Origin of the sequence: Curtobacterium sp. SL109 (assembly GCF_026672405.1) — a bacterium.
GTDB lineage: Bacteria > Actinomycetota > Actinomycetes > Actinomycetales > Microbacteriaceae > Curtobacterium.
Genome location: NZ_JAPPRB010000002.1, coordinates 2193133 through 2219227, shown reverse-complemented (window position 1 = coordinate 2219227; position 26095 = coordinate 2193133). Strand labels below are relative to the sequence as shown.

Sequence of the window (26095 nt, the reverse complement as noted above, 5' to 3'; positions counted from 1 at the left end):
GCCGAGCGGCGGGCGAGACCCTGCGACGGTCATCCACGACGCCGCATCGCCCCCGTCAACGTCGAGGCCGATGTCAGTCGTCGTCGTGCAGTCGACGGGACGCCGACTCGTAGGCCGCGAGCTCGTCGTCGACGCTGTCCAGCAACGCGTTCGAGCCGTCGCCGAGCATCCAGGCGGCGTAGCCCTCGTAGTACGCCCGCACGCCCACGTCGGCGAGCAGCCCGGCCTGGCGCGGGTCCCCCAGCCGGTCGGCGAGAGCACCTTCGAGCGCCTCGGTGATGGCGGACCGCTTGAAGGTGGCGCGCTCGCGGAGCTCGGGGGTCGCGGCCAGGAGCGGGTCGAGCAACCGACCCACGTCGTGGAGGTCGTCGGCGTGCGCGGCGCACAGCGAGGCGACCCCGGCGCGCACGAGCTCCCTCGGGGCAGCATCAGCGGGTGCCGCGACCACCCCGGCGACGACCGCTGCGACGAGCGCGTCCTGGCCCTGGAACAGGATCTCGCGCTTGTCCGCGAAGTGTCGGAACAGCGTCGTCTTCGTCAACCCGGCGTGCGCCGCGATGCGAGCAGCCGTCGTCGCGTCGTAGCCGTGCTCGGTGAACAACTCGATCGCCGCCCGCAGCAGGCGGCCTCGCGCATCCGGTTCCCAACGACCCATGACGACCATCCTAGTGATGCGACTGAGTCACATCACGTGTACGTTGATGGCACCAAGTCACATCAGCGGTGTCGCGGCGGATCCGTCGCCCGCCTCGAGAACGGAGCACCACCATGCGCGTCTTCATCACCGGAGCATCCGGGTGGATCGGGTCAGCCCTGACCGCCGAACTCATCGCAGCGGGACACGAGGTCACGGGCCTGGCTCGGTCCGAAGCGTCCGCCGAGAAGATCACCTCCGCGGGCGGGACCGCGGTCCGCGGCGACATGCAGGACCACGACCTCATCGTCGCCGAGGCCATGGAGGCGGATGCCGTCGCGCACCTCGCGTTCACGCTCGACTTCGCGGAGTTCGACGCGACCGTGGACAACGAGGTCGAGCTCATCGGCAAGATCGGCACCGCGCTGGAAGGGACCGGCAAGGCCGTGATCGCCGCCTCCGGCACCCCGATCCTGTTCGGCCAGGTCGCGACCGAGGAGGACGTGCTCGACCCGGCCGGTCCCGCCGGGCCGCGTGCTCGCACCGCCTCGGCAGTCTTGGCGCTGTCGGCGAAGGGCATCCGTTCCGCACTCGTCCGCATGCCGCGATCGGTGCACGGCAGGGGCGACCGGAACGGGCTCATCGCCGCCCTCGTCGGCCTGGACCGACAGCTCGGCACCGCGGCGTACGTCGGAGACGGGCAGAACCGTTGGCCGGCCGTGCACATCTCCGATGCCGCTCGGCTCGTCTTCCTCGCACTCGAGAGCGCTCCCGCCGGGTCGGTCCTGCACGCCGTCGGCGAGGAAGGCGTCCCCATGCGCCAGGTCGCCGACGTCATCGCGGCCAGGACCGGCCTTCCTGCAGCTGCGGTGGACCCCGAACAGCTCGGTGTCTTCGGAGCCCTCCTCGGTGGGGACCAGCCGGCATCTGCCGTCACCACCCGGCAGCTCCTGTCGTGGGAGCCGTCGGGCCCGACGCTGATCGAGGACCTCGAAGCCGGGTACTACACCGACTGACCCCGAGACCGCGTCCGGTCGGCCGGCACGAGAACCATCCCTGCACCAGTGGTCGTTGGAACGTACCGAAATGCCTCGTGTGCGCATCGATCTCCTCGAGGGCGGGTCGCCCGAGCAGTGCCGGAGCAGAAGGGCGCAGCCCGCCGACTGGTCGATGGGCAACGGCATCGTCACCTTCGCGGCGGGCGTGCCGGCTGACCGGCTCGACCCGGACAGCGTCCCGGCCGACTTCGCGTGGCCGTCGATCCGACACTGACGACGCAGCTCGGTCTCGGGGGCGTCATTGCCCACGCTCGCCCACGACGGACGGGAGGCTCGGTGCCAGCTGGCACCGAGCCTCCCGTCCGTGCCGTGCGCGGTGACCCAGCGCTCAGCGCGACGCTGGGTCGGGCAGCGCCCCACCCCAGTAGTTCAACCCGCCCACCACGACCTTGACCGGCACGGCCTGCGCCCGGTCGCCCACGTACCGGTACACACCGCCGGGACGCCCGAGCCACAGCACACGCGCGGGCGTCGTGGTCGTCGCCGTCGTCCGGAGCTCGGCCACGTACTGCCCGGAGGGGATCTGGAACTGCGCCGTCTGCTCGCTGTCGAGCAGCGTCGAGAAGCGGGTCGAGAACGAGGCCCCGGTCGTCACGTTCGTCACTACGACGTTCGCGCCGCTGAGCTCCGCTGACCGCGTGCGGGACGCGGTGGCCGCGTAGACGGTCAGGTCGTAGTCACTGTGCGCGTAGTGCCGCGACAACGTCACCTGCGACGCCGGGAGCGTCCCACGCTGCTGGTACACCCGCGTCTTCCACACGGCAGGCGGCACCGTGCCGCTGGCGTAGGCCTCGATGCGGTACTGACCGGTGCTCAACCCGACGAACTGGTACTGGCCGGCGCTGTCCGAGGTCGTCCGGAATACCTGCGAGGTGTCCTCGTTCCACGCGTACATCAGGCGCCCCACAGCAGGTCCCGTGGGTCCGACCACCCCGCCCTGCACGGTCGCACCCAGCACGAGGGGCACGGTGACCGCGACCGTCGAACCACCGCGGACCGCGATGTCCGGGCGGAGTCCGGGGGCGTACGTCTCCGCGCCGTGCGGCGGGAGCTGCCGTGTCGTCACCGTGACGGTGTCCGGGGCAGGGATGCCGGTGAACGTCGCCGTGCCGTCGGCGTCCGTGGTGGCCTTCCCGACGACGACATCGATCCCGATCGCCGCGAGTTCGACGTCCGCCAGCCGGATGGGGGTACCGTCCGGCGCCGCGAGCTGCACGGCGATCGTCCCCGTCCCGGCCGCGGCCGCTGGTAGTGCCGGGCCGACCAGCGCTGCTGCTGCCAGCGCCACCACCAGTGACGTCCCCATGATCAGTCGCATCGCATCCCCCGCCCGCCGGTCATCCGTTGCGTGGGACTGTACGCGTCCGGCGGGCTGACGGCGGCATCGGGACGGAGCCCGGTCAGCGATCGGTCAACGGACGCCAGCGGGTGCGGGCTGACGGATGATTGCTGGGTGAACCGGACCGATCGTCTCTACGGCCTCGTCGAGGAACTGCGAGCGGCGGCGCCCCGTCCGCGGAGCGCTCGACGTCTCGCCGAACGGTTCGAGGTGTCGGTGCGCACCATCGAGCGGGACCTCGCTGCCCTGCAGCAGGCGGGCCTGCCGATCTGGGCGGAACCGGGCCGGACCGGCGGGTACGTCATCGACGCGGCTGCGACGCTCGGCCCGCCGGGCTTCACGCCAGACGAGGCCCTCGCGGTGCTGATCGGTCTCGGCACGCTCCGGCACAGTCCCTTCCGGCACGCAGCCCACACCGCTGGCAGGAAGGTGCTCGCGGTGATGCCGGACGCGGACGCCGGACGGGCCAGTGCGCTCGCCTCCCGCGTCCACTTCCTCGAGTCCGAGGACGAGCCGGTGCTGCCGGCAGCGTTCGCCGAGGCCCTCGGAGCGGACCGAGTCGTGCGACTCCGCTACCTGGACGGCACGGGCGCGGAGTCCGTCCGAGACGTCGAACCGCTGGGATCGATCAGCAAGGAGGGGCAGTGGTACCTCGTCGCCTGGTGTCGACTGCGCGATGGTGTCCGTGCGTTCCGCGCGGACCGGATGCGCTCGATCGAGGTCACCGACGAACGGCCGGCCCGACGAACCGTCCGGTCCGAGGACCTCGCGATCCAGTACGGGCGGTTGCGGTCACTCGGCGACGACTGACCTGACGCCGTCGGATCCGGGAAACACCGACGGCACGGTGTCGCGACGACCGGCGAGGGTGGTGTCCCCACGTCACCGAACACCGGAGGAACCCCATGTCGTTCGCATCCATCCGCATCGTCACCGATGACCTCGACGGCCTCGTCGCCTTCTACGAGCGGGTCACGGGCCAGCAGGCCGAGCGCCCGGCGCCGGTCTTCGCGCAGTTCAGCGGACCAGGCGGGGTCTTCGCCATCGCCAGCACCGCCACGGTCGCGATGCTCGGCGGGGCGGTCGTCCCCGGGACGAACCGCTCGGTCGTCGTCGAGTTCGAGGTCCCCGACGTCGACGGCGAGTTCGCCAGGCTCCGGCTCGATCCCGGCGACGTCGTCCTCGCGCCGACCACGATGCCGTGGGGCAACCGCTCCGCGCTCGTCAGGGACCCGGACGGCAACGTCGTCAACCTGTTCAGCAGGCCCGCGCGCTGATCGGCATGGGGCCGGTACGGGACCGACAACCGGACGGGCGTCCTCTGCTCGTCGTGTGCGCTGCCCGCACCGATCGCGAACTCAACTGGCTCCGTGACCGGTGTCTGCACCACCAGCGCGGTTCCGGTCCTGCCGTCGGACGTACCAGGCGGAGCTGATCTGGATCGCGGCGAGGATCGGCCACACGATCGCCATGAACGTGTGGAGCCCGGACGGTTCGACGACGGCGAGGACGACCCAGACGACGGCCAGGCCTGCGTACGCCCAGGCGACCCACGGGAGGGGCCTCCCGACGAGCCGTTCGAGGAGGCTGCGCCGGCCCATGTCGGTCATGTGCGCGAGGCTACATGGAGGTGGGACGACTCTGTCCATCGACACGTCATCGCTGTCGTCGGTGCTGGTCGTCGCGCTCATCGCCGGGATCACGTGCGTCGTACAGGTCATCGTGCGGCGTTCACGAGGTTGAGCATCGGCTCCGGAGTCACCGATACGCTCCGACCGTGAGCATCGTGACGTCCCGGCCTTTCCGACGGTGAGCATCGAGTCGTTCGACGTCGAGCCGGTCGACCATCGCCGGTTGGTGCGATGGCTGCTCGGTCTGGTGGCATCGGTCACTGGTGTCCTCGCGATCGTCGGGTGGCCGCTCCCGGTACTCGCGGGGAGGTACGTGCGGACCGAATCCTGGGAACGCACGACCGCCTTGGTCGAAGCATGGTGGACACACGACGGTTGGCGGATGTCCGGGGCGTCGTGGTTCTGGGGCGGGGTCGCGACAGCCGCGACGGCTGGCGCGGTCATGATCCGGCCCGGGTCGGGACTGTCGTGGCGCCGAACGTGGCTCCTGACAGTGCTCCCGGGCTGCGTCATCGCAGCGCTGGGCCCCTTGGTTCAGGTCCTGTTGGGGATGCGGTGGTCGAACTACGAGGACAACCACGACAGCCGTTCCACCGTCATCGTGTACGCAGTCGGTCTGGCGGCGGCGGTGGGCCTCCCGCTGCTCCGCGGATGGGTGCTGCGCGGTCGCGGACAGCGCGACGGTGACGGCGCGCGGCGACCTTGACGCACCGGAACCACGCACATCGAGACGGAGCGGAGTCGATGCCACCGTCCGAGCCTCCGGCATGGGGCGAGTCAACCAGGCTCACCACCAGCCCGAGAGCGAGTGGCTGTGCCCGGTGAGCAGGCCTCCTGCGCACGTGGCCGTGGGGCGACCCGACGAATGATCAGTGGAAGACGTGGCAAGTACGTTCCAGAGCCGATTCGTTGGCTCTACAGAGCCTTGGCGCGTCTGATGGACGGCGGTGTCTCGACAGAGGATCGGCTACCGGACGTGCGTCGTTGCCAGGACGGTGGCTCCTGCTGCCACTCCGCCTGCGACGACGAGCATGGCGATGGTGAACGGCAAGGCGCCGGCGGGGAGCGGGACGCTTTCGGTGTTGGAGCCTACGAGAGTGCGGTGTGCCTTGACATGTCGTCTGTGCGTCGAGATGAGGACCCACACTGAGGCGGTGAGGCCGAGACCGGCCGGTAGGACAGCCCACGCGCCGAGCGCCTCAGGCATGATGCGCATCGCGACGAGGGCTGCGGCCTTGAGCGCAAGCCCAGTCCGCCGCCAAGCGAGGGCGGTCCGCTCGGGTTGCAATCCGGGATCGAACAGTCGGTTGCCCTGGTCTGGCGCTGGGCTGTGTTCGGTCATCGGTACAGGACGCCGAGGAACACGAGCACCCCGACCGCGATGACGGCGATCCCGATCGGCAGCGCCAGAGCCGCGGACGGCAGCGGCGTGCCTCGTCGTAGCGACAGCTCGGACCGTACCCACCCGAGCCAGGCTTGCAGGGGTGTGGCGATCCCGGCGATGATCAGCACCAAGGATGCTGCGAGCCGAAACCCCGGGTGGATGCCGAGACCCAGTGCCTCCAATGCGACGCCGCCGGCGAGCAAGGCGAGAGCCGTTCGGATCCACGCCAGGAACGTGCGCTCGTTCGCGAGACTGAACCGAGCGTCCGGCTCGGTACCATCCCTGTACACCTTCCGTGGGAACCGTCTGTCCGCCGGGCGGTCTCGGGTTTCCGCGCTCATGCCCCGGCTCCTGTCCGGACTGGGCCGGTGGCGGTCCCTGATGGGCGAGAAACGGTGCGGAACCCGGCGTTGCCCATGGACGAGTCCGGCGTGTTCTGCGAGCGTGCCGCGTTTCGGTAGCGGTTGCAGTACGAGTCATGGCACAGGTACGACCCGCCGCGCATCACCCGCGGCGCATCTGGGCTGCCGGCACTTGGTCCGGCAGGGTCGGACACCGTTCCGGACGCATCGTCGCGGACATAGGTGCCGACATCGAACACGTCGGAACACCATTCCCACACGTTTCCGACGGTCTGCCACAGCCCGTACCCGTTCGGCTCGTACGTCCGCACTGGTGCCGTCGTCAGGAACCCATCGTCCAGCGTGTTCGAGGTCGGGAAGGTGCCCTGGAAGATGTTCACCCGCCAGTACCGCCCGTCTCCGTCAGCGGCGCCGAGGTCGTCGCCCCACGGGTACCGGGCCTGGCCGAGACCGCCACGCGACGCCGCCTCCCACTGCGCTTCCGTCGGCAGCGCTCGCCTTGCCCACTCGCAGTACGCGTGAGCGTCGTTCCATGACACATGCACCACCGGGTGGTCATTCAGGCCGTCGATGGAGGAGCGTGGACCGCCCGGGTGACGCCAGTCGGCACCGCGGACGCCGAACCACCACGGCGTCCGAGACGGCTGTCCGAGGACGTCCGCGTCGTCGGCCTCCAGCGCAAGGTGGAACACGGCCGAGTAGCCGAACGTCTCCGCCTCCGTGCGGTATCCGGTTGCGTCGATGAAGCGGGCAAAGTCATCGTTCGTGACGCTCGTGGTGTCGATGTCGAACGCGGTCACCGCCACTGGGTGCACTGGAGTCTCACCGTCGCCCCACTTCCCGTCGCCGTGCCCATCGCCCATCAGGAACGTCTGCGCAGGTATGGAAGCCTGACGGACCGTGTGACCGTCTGTGCTGTCCGGCGTTCCGCCAGCTGCGTCGACCGCGACGAGCGGCACCCGGAGACTGGTCAGCAATGCTGAACGGTCGGCAGGTGCGCAGCAGTCGTGTGCGTGGTCCGTTGAGTTCTCGGTCACGGTCTCATTCTCCGTCCTGTCCTGCTTCACTGGTCCTCAGGCCCGCAGCTCGGTGCGACACCGTCGAAAGCAGCGATCCGAGGTGTCGCGTTGTGGAGCTGTTCGGGTTCGTGCGCAGCGTCACGCAGTGTCCGATCGGCGTCCTCCGATGCTCGGCTTGTCCTGTGACAGACAATGCGGATGAGTTCGCGGGTGAAGCGAGATGCTCGTCCGCGGAGGTGTCAACGTCGTCGGCGAGCTCCATGGCAACGGCCACCAAGACAGCGTCCCGGTTGGGGAAGTGGCGCAACTGTCTTCCGGTCGTTGGTTGTGCTGCGCCGGCGAGAGGTACAAGGTCGAGTTGTCCGTGCGGATCGGCGGCGGCGGTGGCGGCGGCCCGCAGTCGTCGCTTGCGCGCCGCCACTCCTTTCGCGTACGGGCCTCGCTCAGTCACCGGACTTCGACGTCAGCCGTTCCTGCGACGTCCGAAACCGATGCGCCGACGTGCAGCGTGAAGGTCCCTGATTCGTACTGCCATGAGCCGTCCCAGTGGGCGAAGGCGCGGGCCGGGACCTCGATCGAGACCTCCGTCGAGGCACCCGCGGCGAGCCGAACCGGGGCGAACCCAACCAGCCAGCGCACCGGCCGGTCGACCGCCGACTCCGTGCGGGACGCGTAGACCTGCACGACGTGCTTGCCGGCGCGGTCAGCCGTGTTGGCAACCGTCGCCGTGACGATGACGGCGTCGCCCTCGCGCACGGTCGGGGTCGCGGACACGCCCTCGATCGACCACGTGGTGTAGCCGAGGCCGTGGCCGAACGGGTACGCCGGCTCGGTACCGGCACGGAGCCAGGCCCGGTAGCCGACATGGACACCCTCGTCGTAGGCGACCTTGCCGTCCACCGGGGTGACGTCGAGCACCGGGACGTCGGCCATCGCGACGGGCCACGTGGTGGGCAGGCGACCACCGGGCTCCTGCGCCCCCGTCAGCACGTCGGCCAGGGCGTTGCCGTACTCCTGCCCGCCGAACCAGGTCAGGAGCACCGCGGCCACGTCGTTCCGCCACGGCATCTCGACCGGTGACCCGGCGTTCACGACGACGACCGTGTTCGGGTTCGCCGCGGCGACCGCGCGCACCAGGTCGTCCTGGTGGCCGGGCAGTGCCAGCGAGGATCGGTCGTAGCCCTCGGACTCGACCTTGGAGTTCGTGCCGACCACGACGACGGCGACGTCCGCACCACGGGCGGCGTCCACCGCGGCCTCGATCAGCACGGCGGGGTCGTCGTCCGACGGCTCGGTGCCGAACTGGTACGCCAGCACACCGCCGAGCGTCTCGTCCTGCACGATGTCGTACTCGATGCGGATCGCGACCTGCTGTCCCGCCGTCACCTCGACCGGCACCGACCGCGCCGGCGGGTTGAGGAACGCGGCACCGAGCTGGTCACCCTCGAACGGCACGTCCTCGTCGAGCAGCAGCCCGCCGTCGATCCACACACGTGACCGTCCGGCCGCGCCGATGCCGAACCGCACCGTACCGGTCGACTCCGCCGTGTAGGTGGTGGTGATGTCGAGCCGGTCGGCTTCACGCGTCGGAGCATCGCCGCCGAACCAGAACAGCGCCGTCGCGCGACGGTTCTCGACGAACAGCTCCTCGCCGTCCTTGACGAAGGCGACCCGAGCTCCGGGCTCGCCGGTGCCGGGATTCGTGATGGTGGACAGCGGGAACTCCGCGATGCCCTCCTGCACGACGGCGCCGATCGCGTAGTCCACCCTCGCGCCGGGGAACGCCGACCGGATGCCGTCCAACGGCGACACGACCTGCGACGGCACGACCGTGGCCGAGCCTCCGCCCTGCGTGCGGGCCTGGTCGGCATTGTGACCGATCACCGCGATGCGTGACACCGCGGGGGCGTCGAGCGGCAGGACACCGGTGTTGCGCACCAGCACGGTGCCCTCGGCCTCGGCCTCGCGTACGAACGCGATGCCGTCCTCGACATGCACGGGCGACGCGGTGACGGGCTCGAAGCCCTCGAGCGCGCCGACGCGGGCGGCCATGGTCAGGATCCGGCGGACCTTGCGGTCGATCGCTGCCATCGGCACCTCGCCGGCCCGGACTGCGGCGAGCAGCGGGCCCTCGCTCCACCACGGGTTCGGTCCGGGCATCGCGACGTCCTGCGACGCCTTCGCCGAATCCACAGAACGCACCCCGGTCCAGTCGGACACGACGATGCCGTCGAAGCCCCACTCCGAGTTGAGCGGGGTCTCGAGCAGGTCGTTCTCCGACGCCGTCACACCGTTGATCGCGTTGTACGACGACATGATCGCCCAGGCGTGCGCCTCGGTCACGGCCTTCTCGAACGCCAGCAGGTACAGCTCCCGCAGCGCACGGTCCGACACATCGGTCGACGCGGAGAAGCGGTCGGTCTCGTAGTCGTTCGCGATGTAGTGCTTCGGGGTCGCGCCGACACCGTTCTCCTGCACGCCCTCGACGTACGACGCAGCCAGGTCCCCGGTGAGCACCGGGTCCTCGCTGAACGCCTCGAAATGCCGGCCACCGAGCGGGGACCGATGCAGGTTGATGGTCGGGCCGAGCACGACGTCGACGCCCTTGCGGCGGGCTTCCACCGCGGCGGCGGCGCCGTAGCGCTTCGCGATCGCACGGTCCCACGACGCAGACAGCGCGGTCGCCGAGGGCAGGTTCAGCGACGGGTCCCGCTCGTCCCACACCTCGCCACGCACGCCGGAGGGACCGTCCGACATCAGGATCCGTCGCAGCCCGATCCTCTCGATCGGCCAGGTGGTCCAGAAGTCACGCCCGGTGAGCAGCTGCACCTTCTCGTCTGTGGTCAGCTGATCGACGAGCGCATCGATCCGCTCGGAAGGGGGTACCTGGGAGTTCATTGGTTCCTTCGGGGTTGTCTTTGCGGGCGGAGCTGTCCAGAACGATCTTCGGGCGGCTCGGTCGGGCCGCTCAAGGGTCAAGCGTGTCCGCGCGCCGCTGCGCGACGCTGGTTGAGCGTCTCGGTCACCCGGCGGGCGTCCCGCGGGTAGGTGAAGTACAGCGCGCCGAGCACCAGGGCGTTGACGAACATCAGGATCACCAGCACCCACAGGAAGACCTCCTGGATGCCCACCGTGTTCGCGAGTTCGCCGGCGCCGAGGGAGAACAGGGCCCAGCCGATGGTCTCGAAGATGGTGAGCCAGATCGCGAACGCCTGCCCGCGGAGTTCCGGGGTCACGATCGACATCACGATCGGTCGGTTCACGGGCGGGTTGCAGCCCTGGAAGAACCCGAACAGCGCCCAGAAGAGCCCGTAGACGACGATGCCCGAGTGGTCGAACTGCGTCCCGAAGAGCGCCGCCAGACCGAAGCCGACCTGTGCGAACTGGAGGAACGCAACGCGTCCGATGAAGGGCAGGCGCTTGTCCAGGAACGCGACGACGAATCCGCCGCCGATGGTGCCGACGACGTACCCGACGCCGAAGGGGATGAGCACGAGAGCAGCGGTGGCGTTGTCGAAGCCGCGGTCGACGACGAGGAACTGGATGCCGAAGATCGTGATGAGCAGGTGCCCGGACAGCAGCCGCGACACCATCATGATCGAGAAGCTCGGGATCTTGAACAGTGACAGCACCGAGGCGACGGTCACCTTCGTCTTGACACGGTCAGCTTGCGACAGGTCGGCGAGCTGGCGTTCGGAGGCGCCGACCTCGGGGTCCTTGAAGAAGACGGCGACGACGGCGGCGGCGAGGATGCAGATGCCGCCGATGGCCCACATGCCGTACCGCCAGCCACCGTCGAGGCCGGTGAACAGTGCGAGGGCCGGGCCGATGAACGAGGAAACCGCGGTGAGTGCGCCGTAGTAGTAGCCGGTGGCGCGTGCGCGGTTGCGGTCGTCGAACGAGTCCGCGATGACGGTGTTCGAGATCGGACCACTGCCGATCAGGCAAGCCGACATCAGGGTGTTGAAGACGAGCAGCATCGCGAAGTTCTGTGCGAACCCGGCCAGGATGCCGAAGATGCCCCCGACGATGGTGGTGACGATGAGGGCCGTCTTCCGGCCGGTGCGCCCGGCGAGCCACATCCAGAACGGGCCGAACGGTACGGCTGCGATCTTGCCGAGGGCGGCGAGGAGGCCGAGGTGTCCGCTGTCGAGGCGCAGCGCTGCGGCGATCGAGGGGAAGAGCGTGGAGACGAGGCCGGCTTCGGTGTTGTCCACGATGCTGACGCCGGTGATGGTGCTGAGGTTGCGCCAGCGGTGCGGGACCGCTCCGGCTTTCTGGGTCGCGACCGCTTCGGTCTCGGTTGGGGTTCGGGTGCTCATGGTCTGTCCTGTCGTCCTTGCCAGGTGGCAGCTGTGGTCTTGGGGGTCGGGTGGGACGGACGGGAGGCGCGGCGCGGGCTGGTGCCGCGCCTCCCGTCCGACGTGTGGGACGTTCCGGTCAGCCGACCGGCTGTCCGGAGAGGTCCGTCGCGAGTGCGCGGAGCTGGTCTGCGGTGACGACGGCGAGTGTCGCCAGGCCGAGCAGGGTCGCCTGCGGGGGGACGGCGACGAGTTCCGTGCCGACCAGTCCTGGTGCGTGCCGCTCCAGGACGGCGCGGACGCCGTCGACCTGCAGGAGTTCCAGCAGCGGCATGGTCAGCAGTTCTCGTGCCGGCAGGTCGTCGAGGCGCGGGAGTGGCTCGCCGACCTCGGCGGCGCGGACCGCTTGCGCTGCGACGAGCAAGTGTGCAGCCGAGGGCTCACCGTTCACCGGGATCCCGAGACGATCGAACTGGCTCGTGGGTGCGTCGGACTCGTGGAGCCGTTTCGCGAGGAGCCGGAGCATGCGCAGTTCGACGTCGTCGTCGCGCATCGGCTGCAGCTGGTCGGGGTCGCGCTCGAGGTCGAACAGGAGCGTGCCGTGCTGCCACGGGTTCATCCACGTCGGAGTCGCTGGCATCCGCATCGTCCGGATGCCCTTCGTGAACGACAACGGGTCCGACGGCTCCCACTCGGTCAGCTCCGACACGGCGAAGCGCGAGCGCATGTGCGTCGGCATCAGCGTGTACTCCTCGAGCGGCGCGTTCGACCGGTCGACCGCAGCCCGCATGTAGACGTACCGGCCGTCGGTGACGTTGACGTGGCCGCCGTGGATGCCGAACAGCGCACCGTCGTGCCCGGCGTGCGTGGCTTCCGTGCTCGCCAAAGCGAGGTCGTGGCCCTGCATGTCAGCGCTCGGCTCCTGCCCGAAGTACCGCAGCAACGTCGGCGCGATGTCGATGGTCTGCGCGAGGTCGCCTCGGCGGGTGTCGCGGCCGCCGTTGCGGGGGTCCCACATGAACATCGGCAGGTGGACGAGTTCGTTGAACCACGGCTGGACACTCTTCGCCCACCAGCCGTGCTCGCCGAGGAGGAACCCGTGGTCGGTGTTCACGATGAGCATCGTGTCGTCCCACAGCCCGTGCTCGTCCATCGCGTCGAGCACCCGGCCGAGGGACTTGTCGCACATCGACACCAGCGCCGCGTACTCCAGCCGCGCGTGCTCGACCTGCTGCTCCGGCTCGGTGACCTTCTGGTAGCCGGGCCAGTCGAACTCAGGGCCGTCGTAGTCGTGCGGGTACTTGTCCTTGTAGAGCTGGTGCGTGAAGAAGGGCTCGTGTGGGTCGAAGAGTTCGAGCTGCAGGAACCAGTCGTCGGCTGCGGCGTTCGTGTCGATGAACTCGATCCCCGCGTCGACGGTGCGGGTCTGGCAGTGCTCGGCCTCGGTCGGCATGTACGAGCGGTTGACCTGGTCCTGCCGCTTCATCGCGCCCTGGCCGCCGATGGCGCTGCCAGGGCCGACGACACCCTTCCAGGGATCGCCTTCCTGACCGCGGAAGAACTCCCACGTGGTGTACCGCGTGTGGTAGGTCGCGCCGCCGTCTTCCCAGTAGTGCGGGTGGTCGGACACCAGGTGCGTGTGGACACCGGCGTTGCGGAGCATCTGCGGCATCGAGTCGTCGAACGGCTCCAGAGGACCCCACGAGCGGTGCAGGAAGTTGTAGCGGCCGGTGTGGAGTTCACGTCGCGCGGGCATGCACGGCATGGAACCGGCATAGAACGCGTCGAACGTCACCGCACGCTCGGCGAGCCGTGCGAAGTTCGGGGCGTCGACGATCGTGTCCCGGTACTGCGCAAGCATGTGGCGGTTCAGGCTGTCGAACATGAGCATGACGGCCTTCATCGGGTGGCCTCCTCGTCGAGCACCTTCGCGAGCAGCTGCTCCGCGGATGCTTCCTCAGGAGCGTCGAGCAGGGCGGTCCGGAGCACCTCGAGCGACCGGATGTGCGCGTCCATCGCGGCGGCACCGGTCCGGTGCCCCCACTCCGCGACCGCTTCCGCCACCGACGAGTCGAACGGGGCCGTCGTCTCGACAGCGTCACGGCGATCGCGGTCCCGGTACTTCGCGACCTCCGTTCGGCGCGTCTCCAGTTCGGTGTCGACCAGCTCCAGGAGTTGTCCGCGGGTCATGAAGCCTGCGAAGGACACCCGCGCCATGAAGTCCGGGTCCTGGAACCGCGACGGCGGCTGGTACGGGTTGGTCAGCCAGTCGAGGAAGACCGTCATGCCTTCATCGGTGACCCGGTACGTCTTCGCGTCCGTCGCGCCGGGTCGGACCTCCACCGAGTGCGTCACCCAACCACGGTCCTCCATGGTCGACAGCGACCGGTACACCTGGCTCATCTGCGTGTTCGAGCGGACGAATCGCCCACTCGTGTCGAGGAACTTCTTCAGGTCGTAGCCGGTCATCGGGTGCCGGGCGAGGACACCGAGCAGGATGCTCTCGAGCTTCATCGCGTCGCCTTCCTACGCGACACGGCCATCGTGTCGCGTCATGACACAAGTGTCACGGTTTATTTGGATAACCATCACACAAGTGACATGCCTGCGTCAAGGATGAGCAGTTGCAGACAACCCTGATGGTCGCCTCGGCGAAGGGTCCTGCCTCCGGCCCGTGCCAACTGACGATTGGATGGGGTGTGTTGTCCGGGCTTCAACTTCCGAACTACCTCGACTTGCCGCTCGGCTTTGTCGTCGACGTAGTCGAGATGCTCGTCGACCAGCGGATCAAAGAACCTGACGCGGCCTGCGTGGGTCTGCCCGACAAGGGATCGGCTCCTGCGACGCATCGGCTCCGCCGTGAGCGGACGCAGGCTTCAAGGGCTCGTCGACACGCTTGACTGAAGTCATGCGGACTCTGGTGTTGGGCGGGACTGGGTGGCTGGGACGAGCGATCGTTCGAGACCTCGTTGAGGCGGGGGCCGATGTCACCTGTGTTGCACGGGGCGAGTCCGGGGACGTACCTGAGGGTGCGCGTCTCGTCCGTGTAGATCGACGGGCAGCAGATGCGTACGAGTCGGTGCGCGGCGAGTGGGACGAGGTGATCGAGCTGTCGCACGAGCCCGAACTCGTCGAGCCAGCGCTCGACGCACTCGCTGACGGTGCCGCTCATTGGACTCTTGTGTCAACGGTTTCCGTGTACGCGCAGAACGATGAGCCGGGTGCGGACGAGTCGGCCTCACTCGTGGAGCCGGCCGACCTGACGGCGTACGCGGATGCGAAGGTCGCTGCCGAGCGCAGCAGCACTGCCCGTCTCGGGTCCCGGCTGCTGATCGGACGCCCCGGGCTCATCGTTGGCCCGGGTGACCCGAGTGACCGATTCGGGTATCGGCCGGCACGTCTGGCCAGAAGCGGGCCGGCGCTCGCCCCCACGACAGCCGGCAGGTTTGTGCAGGTCATCGACGTCGCCGATCTGGCGGCCTGGGTCGGCCAGGCCGGACGTGCTGGTCACACCGGAACCGTCAACGCAGTTGGGGATGTGTTCTCGATGAGCGACTTCTTCCTATCTGTGGGCGAGGTCACCGGATACGACGGTGACCTCGTCGCAGTGGAGGACCAAGCGCTCCTCGCGCAAGATGTTCGTTACTGGGCGGGGCCTCGATCGCTGCCGCTGTGGCTACCGCTGTCCGATGCAGCGTTCGCGCAGCGATCCGCGCAGGCGTTCCGGAACACGGGCGGCCGTCCTCGACCGCTGGTAGCCACTGTCGCCGACGTGCTCACGGATGAACACTCGCGGGGACTGGACCGACCACGCCGCTCGGGCCTCACTGCGTCCGACGAGCGCACCGTCCTCCTCAGCGTCCGGTAGCCGATTGACTGTCGGACGGCTCTCCGCGTCGGGGTGAGTCGCACGTCACTGGTCCTGGTACGCAGCCTTCACCAACCGCACTGCTTCTGCCGAGCTGACACCGAGTGCACTCATGCCTTGGACGAAGGCGATGGCGGCGTGGTGTGCCCGTTCGCGAACGTCGTCGCCGTCCGTGGCCACCACGGTCCCGGCCCGCCGCCGGGTCACCACGAGGCCAGCAGCTTCGAGCTCCTTGTAGGCGCGACCAACCGTGTTCGTCGCGACGCCGAGATCCGCCGCCAAGCGCCGAACCGTCGGCAGTCGCATGCCCCCCAGCAGCTCCCCCTCGAGTATCTGCGCGCGGAGCTGCAGACGAATCTGCTCGTAGGGCGGCGTCGGCGACGTGTCGTCGAGGACGATCACGACGATGCGCTTCGCGCCGTGGGTCGATCTGCGGAGACGGAGCGGAACGTTCTTGCCGGCCGGAAGACGATCATCGACACGGCGATCCCACCCATGACGTTGACCACGACCCTGAACACCGTGACCGCCGCAGGTGTCGGGAGGGTCACGCCGAGCATCTCCAGCAGCAACGGGCTCGTGAAGAGGACAGCCAGGCTGCCCGTCAGTGTCGAGGCCCAGGCGAGGTCGCTCAGAGCGCTTCGCCGGATGAGGTCTTCGGCAGACAGCTCTGCTGCGCTGCTGGCCGTCGTGGAGCGTGCAGCGAGGCTCCGACCCCGCACCTCGAACATGATCAGCCCCAGCGACGCGACAACCGCCATGAGCACGGGCGGATCGAGCAGAAACGCCACGAGGGGCGACCTCGCAGACCAGTACTGCGTTGCACCCTGACGCATCGCGACCAGAGCGACCGTGACGATGAGGTCCACCACCGCGAGGACGACCATCAGGCGAGCACACCACCGCAGTCGTGAGGGCACCAGGTCCTCGAAGCGCAGGTGCCGCGAGTGCGCCACTCTCGAGCTCGTGGGACTGCGTCTGGACCGAGGAACGCCGGCGACCACGAGCCCGATGACGCTGCCGAGCAGAGCCACAGCGACGATCAACCAGACAGCAGGGCTGCCCCTGTCGATCCCCAGGGCCCACACTTCGAACCCCGACAGCAGGGTGCCGCAGATCAGACCGAAACCAACACCAGCCAACCGGCGTCGACGCCACCGCAGCATGTGGGCATCGCTCCCCGGCGTGGTTCCGGAAGCGCTGTCGACACCGGCACGTCTGACGAGGGAGGCGACTGCGACGACCACTCCCACCGCGGCGGAGCACACGACAGCGACAGCTGTGGGCTGAGCGAGCAGCATCATGACCCCCCTCGTTTGTCGCAGGTTGTGTACCTTCCTGACGGGACACAAGCTCCCACAGAGCACCACCAGTTGTCCAGCGCAATCGGTCGACGATGGCGAGCGACCTCCGATCGACTTCGACTCCACAACTGTCGCCTGCCCGGTGTCGGCTGGTGGGATCGGACAGCAGGTCTGGGATCCGGCGTGTGACCAGCCTCGCTCTGTGTCGTCGTCTGCGCTGCGATCGTTGTCGGGTCAGGTGGTGCCGATGACGCGGGTGCTGCGGGCGCCTTCGTCGACGTTGTTGGTGATGACGTCGAGCTCGTTGATCTTCAGGACGCGTTTGATCGGAAGGAGGAGGCGCTCGATGAGCCGGAAGTCGCCGCGGGTGATGCGTTCGCCGGCGGCGATGGCTTGCGCGTCGATGAAGTCGTCGGGGTCGCGTGTCTTGCCGAGCTTTCGCCATCGGCGTTCGAGGACGAAGAGCAGCTCGACGATGAGGAAATCCAGCATCGTGTGCTCCTCCTGCCAGATCGCGTTCAAGCGGTCGGCGCGACGTCGGAGCAGCAGCTCAGATTTCGGGACTGGGTTCCGCTACGACACACGCCGCCTCGCACCCTGACGGAGCGCCGGTACGGACCGTCGTAGCGGAATCGTTCGTGTTCGTCACGTCTGTCGCGCTCGCGCGGCGAGCTGGAGTGCTTGCACGGAACGGAGGTGTTGTTCCGAGCGGTGGCGGCCGTTGGCGGGAGACGGATGTGGTGCTGCGATGACCGGAAGGAGTCGGGGGTGCTCGTCCAGGGTGAGGTGTCGCATGATGCCGTCGAGGGCGACGGCCCCGTACGCGACGATCGCAGTGAGCGCGGGGAGGGCCGCGAGCAGTGCGGCGAGGGCATGCCGCCCCTCGTCGATGTCGGCGAGCCGCACGCGGCCGGGGACTTCCCAGGGGATGAGGTTCCAGCGGAGGTACTCGTTGCGTGCGAGTCCGGACTCGATGCGGGCTGCGCGGAACGCGGCCGCGGTCGGGCCCGGGTTGTCCTCGCTGCAGATCGCTGCGTGCGCTGCGGCGATGGTCTGCGGGCCGGGCGACTGCATCAGGACCAGCACGCGGCTTGATGTACCGCCGGATCGTGGGTCGAAGCTCGGGACGAACCGTCGCGAGCCGTCCGGTGCGGTGCGCCATGTCTCGGCGAGGGCGTTCAGCGATCGAACGTCCGCGAGCTCCTCGGCGGTGCTCACGCCGGCTGTGGCGGTGCCAGGAGGGTGCCACGGATGACGGATCCGTGGAAGGTGCGGACGGCAACGGTGATCCACGCGGCGACGAGGCCGACGTAGTAGACAACTGCGAGGACGGCGACGACGGTGAGTCCGGAGTGCAGGGCGAGCCCATTGAGTCCGGTGACGCAGGTCCCGACGGGGAACGTGAAGGACCACCAGGTCAGGCTGAACGGCAAGTGCTCTCGGGCAGTGCGGACGGTGATCGCGAGGGCGATGACGGTCCACAGCAGCGCGAAGCCGAGCATCGCGAACCCGTACACCAGCGCCACGACCAGCAGTGCATGCGCGGTACTCGCATCGACAACGGTGGGGGCGTTCGATGCGAGGAGGTTCACCGCGGTGATCGACTGTCCGACCGGCCCGAGGACGATCCACAGAGTCGGGACCATGCCCGCGGCACCGACCTTGTGCTGCGCGAGTCGGTTCCAGATCAACGTGATCACGACCAGCGACGTGATGAGGCTGAGGCCGAAGAAGCCGTAGCAGGACCACAGCAGTGTTTCGCGCCACTGTCCGGCGGGGGCGTAGGGCAGGAGGAGCGCGCCGGTGGAGGCGGACACCATCGGCGGGACGATCGGCATCAACCAACCGCCGAACGCGGAGTCGGGCTTGTTCTCGTGGCGGGTGAACGCCAGGTACGGCACCAGGACTGCCGTGAGCAGTCCTCCGATGGTGCCGATGGTCCACAGGACCCAGTCGATGGTCACGGCGGCGGGCAGGCCGACCCAGTCCTTGCCGAGCAGGAGTGTCCCGGCGCCGACGGTGAGGAACGCCATCGGTGGTGCGCCGTAGAAGTGCGAGATCACCGGGTTGAGCTGGTGCCCGGCTGCAGTGCTCCGGTAGCGGATCCAGTGCAGCACCGTCGCGGTCGTGAGGGCGACGAGGAGCACCGCGGCGATCGCCCACACGACCGTCGCCGCGAGGCGCAGCCCGGGGAACTGCAGCGGCAGTGACGCAGCTGCGACAGCGACGATCCCCGTGCCCATGATCGACGCGAACCAGTTCGGTGTGAGGTTCGACACGATCAGGCCTGGCCGCTCCAGGTCACGGAACAACGCCGTCTGCGGCCGTTGGGGCAGCTGGTTGCCGTTCGCGGGTGCAGAGTCGGTGCGGAGCGTTGTCATGGGCCAAGCCTGCGCGAATCCTGCCGCTGGCGGTACCCGGAACCTCTTGGCGGGGCACAATCAATGATTGTGGCACTACGGCGACTCACGGACCGAACCCTCGACCTCGACACACTCGACGTGCTCGCACGCGTCGCCGAGACCGGCTCCATCTCCGCTGCCGCTGGAGCGCTCGGCGTCACGCAACAGGCAGTGTCTGCTCGGATCCGGGTCGCCGAGCGCATGGTCGGTCACTTGTTGGTGCACCGCTCGACCACGGGGTCGGTGCTGACCGAGACCGGCCGGCTCGTCGTCGGGCTGGCCGGACCGGTCCTCGACGCGTCTCGCCACCTCGAGGCAGGAGTGGCTGCGCTGCGGGCTCCCACGGGTTCGCTCGTCGTCGCAGCGTCACAGACGATCGCGGAGCTGCTGCTGCCGGGCTGGCTGCTCGAATTCCGCCGCCGCGAACCCGACGTGCGGGTGCGCCTGATCGCGGGCAACTCCGCCGCGGTGACGGACCTCGTGCAGTCGGGTGGCGCGAACCTCGGGTTCACGGAGACCCCGGTGACGGCGGCAGGTGTGTCCGCGCAGGTGATCGCGGACGATGAGCTCGCGGTCGTCGTTGCGCCGGAACATCCCTGGGCTCGGTCGACCGGGATCACTGCGGAGGTCCTGGCGGCGACGGCTCTGCTCCTGCGGGAAGAAGGTTCCGGAACTCGCGCGACCCTCGCCGCATGGCTCAGGGAGGCCGGTTTGAGCATGTCGGTTCCGGCCGCGGTGCTGGAGACCACGAGCATCATCCGGGCGAACGCGCAGGCTGGAATTGCACCGGCGGTGATGAGCCTTCGCACGGTCGCCGCCGACATCAACGACGGGTCGCTGGTGCGGGTCCCGCTCGCTGGGCCGCCACTTGCCCGGCCGTTGCGGGCGATCTGGTCGGGAGAGCCTCAGCCAGCTGGTTCTGCTTTCCTGCGCGTCGCCCACGAGGTGACCGGTCGGGGTCAGCGCAGCCCGTAGGGCAGCTCCGGATTGTTCTCCGCGATCTCGGTGAGCCGGTTGTACTTCGCGACGCGTTCTCCGCGGGCGGGTGCGCCGGACTTGATCTGTCCGGTTCCGGTGCCGACGACGAGGTCCGCGATGAACGTGTCGGTGGTCTCGCCGGACCGGTGCGACACCATGCTCCGCATCCCGAGCGAGCGTGCGACGCCGATCGCGTCGAGGGTCTGGGAGACGGTGCCGATCTGGTTCGGCTTGATGAGCGCCGCGTTCGAGAGCCCGTCCTTCCCACCGTCGCGGATGCGCTGCGGATCGGTGACGTAGAGATCATCGCCGACGATCTGGAGCATGTCGCCGAGCGCGAACGACATCGCCTTCCAGCCGCCGTGGTCATCTTCGGAGAAGCCGTCTTCGATGCTCCGGATCGGATACCGGCTGATGAGGTCGCGGTAGTAGTCGACCATGCCTGCGCGGTCGAGCCGGCGGTCCACGACCCGGTAGCTACCGTCACCGAGCGCGAACTCGTTCGCCGCCGGGTCGAGTGCGATCGCGACGGTGTCCACGCCGGGCTCGTAACCGGCGGCACTGATCGCGGCGACGAGGAGGTCGAGGGCCTCCTCGGGCGCGGCGATCGACGGGGCGAAGCCGCCTTCGTCCCCGAGACCGAGACTGCCGAACCGTTCCCGGACCAGTGCCGCCAGCGCGTGGTAGACGTCCGATCCGATCCGAACCGCGTCGGTCATGGTCTCGGCGTTCACCGGGGCGATCATGAACTCCTGGAAGTCGAGCGCGTTCGCTGCGTGCGCTCCGCCGTTGAGCACGTTGAAGTGCGGGACGGGCAGGCGGGGCGTGCTGCCGGTGACGTCTGCGATCCAACGCCAGAGCGGCAGCTCCGCTGCGGCGGCGAGAGCGCGTGCCATCGCGATCGAGGTCGCGACGACACTGTTCGCGCCGAGCCGGCGGTGGTTCGGGGTGCCGTCGAGGGCAGCGAGGGCGGCGTCGGCCTCCCCGATCGAGGTCCACGACTGGCCGGTGATCATCGGTGCGACGTCCGTCGTGATGAGGTGCAGTGCCTGGCTCACGTCGCGGCCGCCGTAGCTGCTGCCGCCGTCGCGAAGCTCGACAGCCTCGTGCGCGCCAGTGGATGCGCCTGCGGGGGCGTCACCGGTGACGACGGTGCCGTCCTCGAGCTCGAGACGCACCTGGATCGTCGGGTAGCCGCGGGAGTCGAGGATCCGGGAGCCGTGCAGGCTGCTGATGGTGACGGGGCGGCTGGTGTGGGTCACGTACTCGCCCTGATGGTGGGTGGTGTGGTGGACGTTGCTGATGTAGTCGTTCACGGCGGTTGTCGCCTTTCGGGTTGGTCGTGCGGGTGTGGGCCGCGGGGAGGCGGAGGGACGACCTCCTGGCGATCACTGGGCGCCAGTTGCCTCCCCACGGCGGTTCAGGGCGCGCACTGGATGGTGTCGGGTGCGCGGGTGCCGGTCAGGGGTGCGGGGTGAACCGTTCCTGTGCGGCGCGGATGATGGCTTCGGCGTCGACACGGTTCGCCCACCCGTTGGTGGTGACGCGCTTGCCGTGCTCGATCTCCTTGTAGTGGGCGAAGAAGTGCTCGATCTCCGCCAGGACCGGCTCGGCGACGTCGGAGATGTCCTGGACGTGGTCGAAGCGGACGTCTCCGGCGGGGACGGTGAGGATCTTGTCATCGCCGCCGTTCTCGTCGACCATGCGGAGCATCCCGACCGGGCGGACGTCGATGACGACGCCGGGGAACGTGGGCCGGGGCAGCAGCACGAGCGCGTCGAGGGGGTCGCCGTCATCGCCGAGAGTGTCGTCGATCGAGCCGTAGTCCTGCGGGAACACCATGCTGGTGAACACCGCCCGGTCCAGGCGGATCCGTCCGGTGGCGTGGTCGACCTCGTACTTGTTGCCGCTGCCGCGGGGGATCTCGATCGTGATGTCGAAGTGCATGAGCTGTTCTTCTCCCAGTCGGATGGTCAAGTGAGGGTGCCGAGGGTGACGCCCCCGGCGGCTGCGGCGACGGAGACGACGAGCATCCCGAGCCCGTTCACGGCAGCCGCGGTGGTGCGGCCGGTGCGTGCGAGGCGGACGGTCTCGAAGCTGGCGGTGCTGAACGTGGTGTAGCCACCCATGAGCCCTGTTCCGAGCAGCGCGACGGGGGTGGCGCCGAGGTGACCGGCGGCGCCGGTGATCAAGCCCAGCAGGAACGAGCCGGTGATGTTGATCGTCAGCGTCCCGACCGGGAGCCGGAACTGCCGACCCCGGTTGATCGCACCATCCACGAAGAACCGTGCGGCCGCGCCGACACCGCCAGCGACAGCGACGCTGAGGAAGGCCAGGGCGCTCATGATGTGCCTCCGTTCGGTCGGACCAAGCCCGCGATCGCGAGGCCGCTAGCGGTGGCGATCGCGCCGGCGAGGACCGTCAGGAGCCCGTACCCGGTGCCGGCCAACCCGCGGCCAGCGAGGAACAGCACCGCGGTGCTGGTCGCGAGGGTGCTGTAGGTGGTGAACCCGCCGAGGACACCGGTTCCCAGGAGCAGGCGCAGTGTCCGGCGGCGACCCTCGTCAGGTCCGCGATGCGCGAGGTGTTCCAGCAGCACACCCAGTAGGAGCGCGCCGGCGATGTTGATCCAGAAGATCGCCCAGGACACTCCGTGCTGAGCGGGGAACGCGGTGCTGAGTCCGTCGCGTGCGGCGGTACCGATGGCGCCGCCGAGTGCGACGACACCGAGGTACCGCCAGCGCAGATGTACTGGCCGGGCGATACGTTCCGGGTCATTGGCGTCGATGTCCGGGTCGGGCGGGAGCTGGCCATCGGGCAGGTCCGTGTCCGTTCGGGAGGTCATGTTCCACCTTCCGCAGCGACCGCTGCCGCTGCTGCTCGTGCTGCCGGATGCAGGTACTCCCCACCCCGCGGACAGAATCCGCCGTCGTCGAACCGGTAGATCAGGGGTTCGCCCGTGGGGAGGTTCAGGTCCGCGAGCTCACCGTCAGTCAGGCCGTCCATGCAGGCACACAGTGCCCGCAGTGAGTTGCCGTGCGCGACGACGAGCACTGTCTGCCCGTCGCGGAGTGCCGGGGTGATGCGGTCCGACAGGACGGGTCGGACCCGGCGGATGACGTCGGAGAGTGTCTCGGTTCGACGAACTGCCGCCCACGGCAGTCCACGAAGCGCCGGCGTCCGCCGGAGCGCCAGCCACGCGCGGATCGACATGCGTGGCGGCCGGCCCGTGCGGGTCCGGCGAACAGCGAAGAACTGCTCCGCCCCCAACGTCGCTTGCGCATTCTGCTTGGACATGCCGGTGAGGGCGCCGTAGTTCCGCTCGTTCAACCGCCACGTCGACTCGATCGGCGCATCACGTCCGAGGACCTCGGTGACGAGCTCCGCCGTGTGGAGCGCCCGCTCGAGCATCGACGTGAGCACGAGGTCCGGTTGGATGCCGGCATGCAGGAGGAGCAACCCAGCCCGATTCGCTTCGGCACTGCCCTGTTCGGTGAGCGCGACGTCTCGCAAGCCGGTGAAGGTGCCGGCAGCGTTCGCAGTGCTCTGTCCGTGGCGGAGCAGAACGAGCTGGCCGGTCACGGGGTGTCCCACGGCAGTGGGGCATCGAACCCGACCGGATCAACGGGCACCACGAGCACTGAACGGTGCTGTCGATGGGTCAGCCGTGCCGCGACCGACCCCGTGAAGAACTCCGCGATTCGACCCGCTCCCGTCCTGGCCCCGACGACCAGCATCGCCGCGTCGCGGTCTTCGGCCACCTGCGACAGAGCCCGGCTCGGGTCCCCGACACCCGGAACGAACGTGACGTCGACGCCGTAGGTCATTGCGGCAGCACGTACTGCCGCCTCGTCACTGTCCGACAAGCCCTGCGGTGTCGTGTCAGCGGTGTCAGGGTCGATCGGTTCCACCATCACCGACCCGTCCGAGCGCGTACCGGCATCGATGAGCGACGCATCCACGCTGACGCACACCAGCGTCGTACCGAAGCGCCGCGCGATGGACGCCGCAACCTCGATCACCCCCGGCGCGAGGCCGGGTGGGACACCGACGACGACCGGTCCGGTACCGATTGGTGCTGTCATGACACTCCCTACCTCAGGCGCGCCGAAACGCGACCAGCTGAGATAGGGACTGTTGTCGACGATTATCGAGGTTGGGTCCGGCAAGCCCCACTACCGGGTCCGAAGACACCACCAGTATGCACCCGAACCCCTGATCCCGCGAGCCGTCTCGCACACCCGTGACGTCCCGACACCGAAGGACGCGATCACGACGACACGGATCGACGCTGCCCACAGATCTGGCGGAAGCGTTCAGGCCTCGGTGGGACCGCTCGATGGCCGATCGGCGGTCGAGGTGGTCACCTCAAGTAGCCACTGGTCCGAACCAGAGCAGGATCGGCCCCAGGGCGAGCAGGATCGCGCTGAGAGCCGCGACTGTCTCGCTGCGGGTGGCGACAGCCTGATTCCGGGACCGTGTCGCCAGCACCAAGGCGGTCCATGCGCCGCCCCACGGTCCCACGGCCAGCAGGAAGACGATCGGGTAGAGGAAGAGACTGCCCGCGCCGCCGGTCAGGAGCACAGGAACCCACATGATCGCCCAGAGGATCGCGAAGCCCGTCGCGGAGCAGATCAGCAGCACCAGCGCTGCGATGGACTGCCCGGTCTTCGACGGCTCGGGCTGAACAGGCGACCACACAGCGTGATGGTATTGCAACGTCGCAGCCTGACACCACATGTCGACGTTCCGCGTAGCGGTTCGTCCTTCGTCGGCGGCGTGGATGAACGGTGGGATGCGGCTGACGCGGCCCGCCCCGAGTGTCCAGGTCGGGGCTTCGCCACCGGGCGGCGAGGAGTGCCGGCCCAGCCGTACGTGACCACGGTCAGAGCGGAGCGGGCATGTCTCGTTCTCACTGGCCAGCCCGCGGCCGACGAGTCGAGCGTGAGACCCGCCACGACGGGATCGGCAGACGGGACGCGCTCGAGCAGGTGCTCAGAGATCGTGAACACGTGCGCGTATCGACAATTCGGACGCTGGCGATGCGTGTCTCCGCGGAGCAGGAGGCGCACTGGCCGCGGTTCGCAGCCGCTGCGATGCTCGCAGCAGAGGAGGACCGCGGATGTGTTCGCGCCACAGTCTGGGTCAGCTGGGCTGGTGCGCTGCGAGGAACCGTCCCGCTCTCCGGTACATCACCGCGAGCTGGACGAACACGGCGATGAAGCAGGCGGACACGGCGACTTCGAGCAAGCGGAGGTAGAGGACATCCGTGCTCACCGCTGTCGAGGCGGCGAACAGCATCATCGCGGCGTAGATCGGCGCCATCCCGAGCGTGGCTCTCCGGCTCTGAGCAGCGACCGCAGTCACGATGTCGGCATGTTCGGCGTCGAGCGGTTCCTTGTCCGCGATCTGGCGTTGGACTGACCGCTTCTCAGCCCTCGAGAGTGGACTGCTCACGAATCGCCAGCGAGTGATGTAGTGCCCGGTCCGGTAGGCCCACGCGAAACCCACTCCGCCAACGATGAACCCGACGGCCAGGAGCGCCACCTGCACCAGCAGCCGCACCGTCGAGGTGTCCCCCGTCTGGTCACCGTGCCCTGTGGTCGGCAGGATCAGCGCAAGTCCCACCCCGGCGGCCCACGAGAGCAGGACGAGGGTCCCCACCCAGACCAGGACGCGGGTTCGACGGCGGAGCGTCCCGTCATCCGTCAGGCCCTCGGCGAGCCGCGCAGCGGCGGTCCATCGGTCCGGATCCACATGCGTGGTGTCAGCGGGAGGCATCCTGGTGTTCCTGTCGTCGAGGTCGCTGTAACCC

Annotated in this window: 28 protein-coding genes and 1 pseudogene; 6 read left to right on the top strand and 23 right to left on the bottom strand. The window is 68.8% G+C overall.

Annotation, left to right across the window (positions count from 1 at the left end):
• Positions 1-73: 73 nt before the first annotated feature.
• On the bottom strand, positions 74-655 hold the full coding sequence (locus OVA28_RS12015) for a TetR/AcrR family transcriptional regulator (RefSeq protein ID WP_268097114.1): 582 nt from the start codon (positions 653-655) through the stop codon (positions 74-76).
• Positions 656-768: 113 nt separating this feature from the next.
• On the opposite strand from OVA28_RS12015, the gene OVA28_RS12010 reads away from it, so the two are divergent.
• Together OVA28_RS12010 and OVA28_RS12005 are read left to right on the top strand one after the other, a co-directional pair.
• The gene (locus tag OVA28_RS12010; RefSeq protein ID WP_268097113.1) at positions 769-1650 is read left to right on the top strand and encodes an SDR family oxidoreductase; all 882 of its coding nucleotides are present in this window, start codon (positions 769-771) and stop codon (positions 1648-1650) included.
• A gap of 79 nt (positions 1651-1729) precedes the next feature.
• Complete coding sequence (locus tag OVA28_RS12005; RefSeq protein WP_268097112.1) at positions 1730-1906, top strand: hypothetical protein; 177 nt, start codon at positions 1730-1732, stop codon at positions 1904-1906.
• A 114-nt stretch (positions 1907-2020) separates the two neighbouring features.
• Here OVA28_RS12005 and OVA28_RS12000 read toward each other — a convergent pair whose 3' ends face one another.
• Positions 2021-3010 carry a carboxypeptidase-like regulatory domain-containing protein gene (locus tag OVA28_RS12000; RefSeq protein WP_268097111.1) on the bottom strand — a complete coding sequence of 330 codons (990 nt, stop codon included), beginning with the start codon at positions 3008-3010 and terminating at the stop codon, positions 2021-2023.
• Between the two features lie 135 nt (positions 3011-3145).
• Between OVA28_RS12000 and OVA28_RS11995 the strand changes: the two genes are divergently transcribed.
• Together OVA28_RS11995 and OVA28_RS11990 are read left to right on the top strand one after the other, a co-directional pair.
• Positions 3146-3841, top strand: coding sequence for a helix-turn-helix transcriptional regulator (locus OVA28_RS11995; RefSeq protein ID WP_268097110.1), 696 nt, complete (start codon positions 3146-3148; stop codon positions 3839-3841).
• Between the two features lie 95 nt (positions 3842-3936).
• Positions 3937-4308, top strand: a complete 372-nt coding sequence (locus OVA28_RS11990) for a VOC family protein (RefSeq protein WP_268097109.1) — start codon at positions 3937-3939, stop codon at positions 4306-4308.
• A gap of 81 nt (positions 4309-4389) precedes the next feature.
• Here the strand turns inward: OVA28_RS11990 and OVA28_RS11985 are convergent, their stop codons facing one another.
• The 8 genes from OVA28_RS11985 to OVA28_RS11950 form a co-directional block, all read right to left on the bottom strand.
• Positions 4390-4641, bottom strand: a complete 252-nt coding sequence (locus tag OVA28_RS11985) for a hypothetical protein (RefSeq protein ID WP_268097108.1) — start codon at positions 4639-4641, stop codon at positions 4390-4392.
• Positions 4642-5629: 988 nt separating this feature from the next.
• Positions 5630-6004, bottom strand: coding sequence for a DUF202 domain-containing protein (locus OVA28_RS11980; RefSeq protein ID WP_268097107.1), 375 nt, complete (start codon positions 6002-6004; stop codon positions 5630-5632).
• Positions 6001-6387, bottom strand: coding sequence for a YidH family protein (locus OVA28_RS11975; protein ID WP_268097106.1), 387 nt, complete (start codon positions 6385-6387; stop codon positions 6001-6003). The genes OVA28_RS11980 and OVA28_RS11975 overlap by 4 nt, the downstream gene beginning before the upstream one ends.
• Positions 6384-7445 (bottom strand): formylglycine-generating enzyme family protein, encoded by a 1062-nt coding sequence (locus OVA28_RS11970; RefSeq protein ID WP_442780783.1) that lies wholly within the window; start codon positions 7443-7445, stop codon positions 6384-6386. The genes OVA28_RS11975 and OVA28_RS11970 overlap by 4 nt, the downstream gene beginning before the upstream one ends.
• Before the next feature lie 429 nt (positions 7446-7874).
• A complete protein-coding gene (locus OVA28_RS11965; protein ID WP_268097105.1) occupies positions 7875-10325 on the bottom strand; it encodes a beta-glucosidase family protein in 2451 nt (816 codons plus the stop codon).
• Positions 10326-10402: 77 nt separating this feature from the next.
• A complete protein-coding gene (locus OVA28_RS11960) occupies positions 10403-11749 on the bottom strand; it encodes an MFS transporter (protein WP_268097104.1) in 1347 nt (448 codons plus the stop codon).
• Between the two features lie 118 nt (positions 11750-11867).
• Positions 11868-13631 (bottom strand): sulfatase, encoded by a 1764-nt coding sequence (locus OVA28_RS11955; RefSeq protein ID WP_268097103.1) that lies wholly within the window; start codon positions 13629-13631, stop codon positions 11868-11870.
• Positions 13628-14242 carry a PadR family transcriptional regulator gene (locus OVA28_RS11950; protein WP_268097102.1) on the bottom strand — a complete coding sequence of 205 codons (615 nt, stop codon included), beginning with the start codon at positions 14240-14242 and terminating at the stop codon, positions 13628-13630. The genes OVA28_RS11955 and OVA28_RS11950 overlap by 4 nt, the downstream gene beginning before the upstream one ends.
• Positions 14243-14636: 394 nt before the next feature.
• Between OVA28_RS11950 and OVA28_RS11945 the strand changes: the two genes are divergently transcribed.
• Complete coding sequence (locus OVA28_RS11945; protein ID WP_268097101.1) at positions 14637-15596, top strand: NAD-dependent epimerase/dehydratase family protein; 960 nt, start codon at positions 14637-14639, stop codon at positions 15594-15596.
• A 45-nt stretch (positions 15597-15641) separates the two neighbouring features.
• Here OVA28_RS11945 and OVA28_RS11940 read toward each other — a convergent pair whose 3' ends face one another.
• From OVA28_RS11940 to OVA28_RS11920, 5 genes and pseudogenes are all read right to left on the bottom strand, one after another.
• The gene (locus OVA28_RS11940) at positions 15642-15998 is read right to left on the bottom strand and encodes a GntR family transcriptional regulator (protein WP_268097100.1); all 357 of its coding nucleotides are present in this window, start codon (positions 15996-15998) and stop codon (positions 15642-15644) included.
• The gene (locus OVA28_RS11935; protein ID WP_268097099.1) at positions 15995-16900 is read right to left on the bottom strand and encodes a hypothetical protein; all 906 of its coding nucleotides are present in this window, start codon (positions 16898-16900) and stop codon (positions 15995-15997) included. Before OVA28_RS11935 ends, OVA28_RS11940 begins: the two co-directional genes overlap by 4 nt.
• 234 nt (positions 16901-17134) lie before the next feature.
• Positions 17135-17371 (bottom strand): annotated as a pseudogene (locus OVA28_RS11930) (AAA family ATPase); the annotation flags it as partial.
• 174 nt (positions 17372-17545) lie between these two features.
• The gene (locus tag OVA28_RS11925; RefSeq protein WP_268097098.1) at positions 17546-18118 is read right to left on the bottom strand and encodes a uracil-DNA glycosylase family protein; all 573 of its coding nucleotides are present in this window, start codon (positions 18116-18118) and stop codon (positions 17546-17548) included.
• Positions 18115-19281 (bottom strand): TDT family transporter, encoded by a 1167-nt coding sequence (locus OVA28_RS11920; protein WP_268097097.1) that lies wholly within the window; start codon positions 19279-19281, stop codon positions 18115-18117. Before OVA28_RS11920 ends, OVA28_RS11925 begins: the two co-directional genes overlap by 4 nt.
• Here OVA28_RS11920 and OVA28_RS11915 point away from each other — a divergent pair.
• Positions 19228-20277, top strand: coding sequence for a LysR family transcriptional regulator (locus OVA28_RS11915; RefSeq protein ID WP_268097096.1), 1050 nt, complete (start codon positions 19228-19230; stop codon positions 20275-20277). The genes OVA28_RS11920 and OVA28_RS11915 overlap by 54 nt on opposite strands.
• Here the strand turns inward: OVA28_RS11915 and eno are convergent.
• The 8 genes from eno to OVA28_RS11875 form a co-directional block, all read right to left on the bottom strand.
• Entirely contained in the window at positions 20262-21596 is a 1335-nt protein-coding gene (gene eno, locus OVA28_RS11910) for a phosphopyruvate hydratase (RefSeq protein ID WP_268097095.1), read from the bottom strand. The two genes, OVA28_RS11915 and eno, sit on opposite strands and share 16 nt — an antisense overlap.
• A 145-nt stretch (positions 21597-21741) precedes the next feature.
• Positions 21742-22227, bottom strand: coding sequence for an inorganic diphosphatase (locus OVA28_RS11905; protein WP_268097094.1), 486 nt, complete (start codon positions 22225-22227; stop codon positions 21742-21744).
• Between the two features lie 26 nt (positions 22228-22253).
• A complete protein-coding gene (locus OVA28_RS11900) occupies positions 22254-22625 on the bottom strand; it encodes a fluoride efflux transporter FluC (RefSeq protein ID WP_017885694.1) in 372 nt (123 codons plus the stop codon).
• A complete protein-coding gene (locus OVA28_RS11895) occupies positions 22622-23125 on the bottom strand; it encodes a fluoride efflux transporter FluC (protein WP_268097093.1) in 504 nt (167 codons plus the stop codon). The genes OVA28_RS11900 and OVA28_RS11895 overlap by 4 nt, the downstream gene beginning before the upstream one ends.
• Positions 23122-23862 carry a 2,3-bisphosphoglycerate-dependent phosphoglycerate mutase gene (locus tag OVA28_RS11890; RefSeq protein ID WP_268097092.1) on the bottom strand — a complete coding sequence of 247 codons (741 nt, stop codon included), beginning with the start codon at positions 23860-23862 and terminating at the stop codon, positions 23122-23124. The genes OVA28_RS11895 and OVA28_RS11890 overlap by 4 nt, the downstream gene beginning before the upstream one ends.
• A complete protein-coding gene (locus tag OVA28_RS11885; protein ID WP_268097091.1) occupies positions 23859-24449 on the bottom strand; it encodes a universal stress protein in 591 nt (196 codons plus the stop codon). Before OVA28_RS11885 ends, OVA28_RS11890 begins: the two co-directional genes overlap by 4 nt.
• Positions 24450-24648: 199 nt before the next feature.
• A complete protein-coding gene (locus OVA28_RS11880; RefSeq protein WP_268097090.1) occupies positions 24649-24981 on the bottom strand; it encodes a hypothetical protein in 333 nt (110 codons plus the stop codon).
• A 444-nt stretch (positions 24982-25425) separates the two neighbouring features.
• A complete protein-coding gene (locus OVA28_RS11875) occupies positions 25426-26061 on the bottom strand; it encodes a hypothetical protein (protein ID WP_268097089.1) in 636 nt (211 codons plus the stop codon).
• Positions 26062-26095: the final 34 nt, after the last annotated feature.

Bases quoted from the DNA above. Each gene is read 5' to 3' on its own strand.
- OVA28_RS12015 (WP_268097114.1), bottom strand. From the start codon at position 655: ATGGGTCGTTGGGAACCGGATGCGCGAGGCCGCCTGCTGCGGGCGGCG.
- OVA28_RS11875 (WP_268097089.1), bottom strand. From the start codon at position 26,061: ATGCCTCCCGCTGACACCACGCATGTGGATCCGGACCGATGGACCGCC.
- OVA28_RS11980 (WP_268097107.1), bottom strand. From the start codon at position 6,004: ATGACCGAACACAGCCCAGCGCCAGACCAGGGCAACCGACTGTTCGAT.
- OVA28_RS11975 (WP_268097106.1), bottom strand. From the start codon at position 6,387: ATGAGCGCGGAAACCCGAGACCGCCCGGCGGACAGACGGTTCCCACGG.
- OVA28_RS11935 (WP_268097099.1), bottom strand. From the start codon at position 16,900: ATGATGCTGCTCGCTCAGCCCACAGCTGTCGCTGTCGTGTGCTCCGCC.
- OVA28_RS11905 (WP_268097094.1), bottom strand. From the start codon at position 22,227: ATGCACTTCGACATCACGATCGAGATCCCCCGCGGCAGCGGCAACAAG.
- OVA28_RS11965 (WP_268097105.1), bottom strand. From the start codon at position 10,325: ATGAACTCCCAGGTACCCCCTTCCGAGCGGATCGATGCGCTCGTCGAT.
- OVA28_RS11985 (WP_268097108.1), bottom strand. From the start codon at position 4,641: ATGACCGACATGGGCCGGCGCAGCCTCCTCGAACGGCTCGTCGGGAGG.
- OVA28_RS11960 (WP_268097104.1), bottom strand. From the start codon at position 11,749: ATGAGCACCCGAACCCCAACCGAGACCGAAGCGGTCGCGACCCAGAAA.
- OVA28_RS12010 (WP_268097113.1), top strand. From the start codon at position 769: ATGCGCGTCTTCATCACCGGAGCATCCGGGTGGATCGGGTCAGCCCTG.
- OVA28_RS11920 (WP_268097097.1), bottom strand. From the start codon at position 19,281: ATGACAACGCTCCGCACCGACTCTGCACCCGCGAACGGCAACCAGCTG.
- OVA28_RS11990 (WP_268097109.1), top strand. From the start codon at position 3,937: ATGTCGTTCGCATCCATCCGCATCGTCACCGATGACCTCGACGGCCTC.
- OVA28_RS11900 (WP_017885694.1), bottom strand. From the start codon at position 22,625: ATGAGCGCCCTGGCCTTCCTCAGCGTCGCTGTCGCTGGCGGTGTCGGC.
- OVA28_RS11895 (WP_268097093.1), bottom strand. From the start codon at position 23,125: ATGACCTCCCGAACGGACACGGACCTGCCCGATGGCCAGCTCCCGCCC.
- OVA28_RS11955 (WP_268097103.1), bottom strand. From the start codon at position 13,631: ATGAAGGCCGTCATGCTCATGTTCGACAGCCTGAACCGCCACATGCTT.
- OVA28_RS11945 (WP_268097101.1), top strand. From the start codon at position 14,637: ATGCGGACTCTGGTGTTGGGCGGGACTGGGTGGCTGGGACGAGCGATC.
- OVA28_RS12000 (WP_268097111.1), bottom strand. From the start codon at position 3,010: ATGCGACTGATCATGGGGACGTCACTGGTGGTGGCGCTGGCAGCAGCA.
- OVA28_RS11950 (WP_268097102.1), bottom strand. From the start codon at position 14,242: ATGAAGCTCGAGAGCATCCTGCTCGGTGTCCTCGCCCGGCACCCGATG.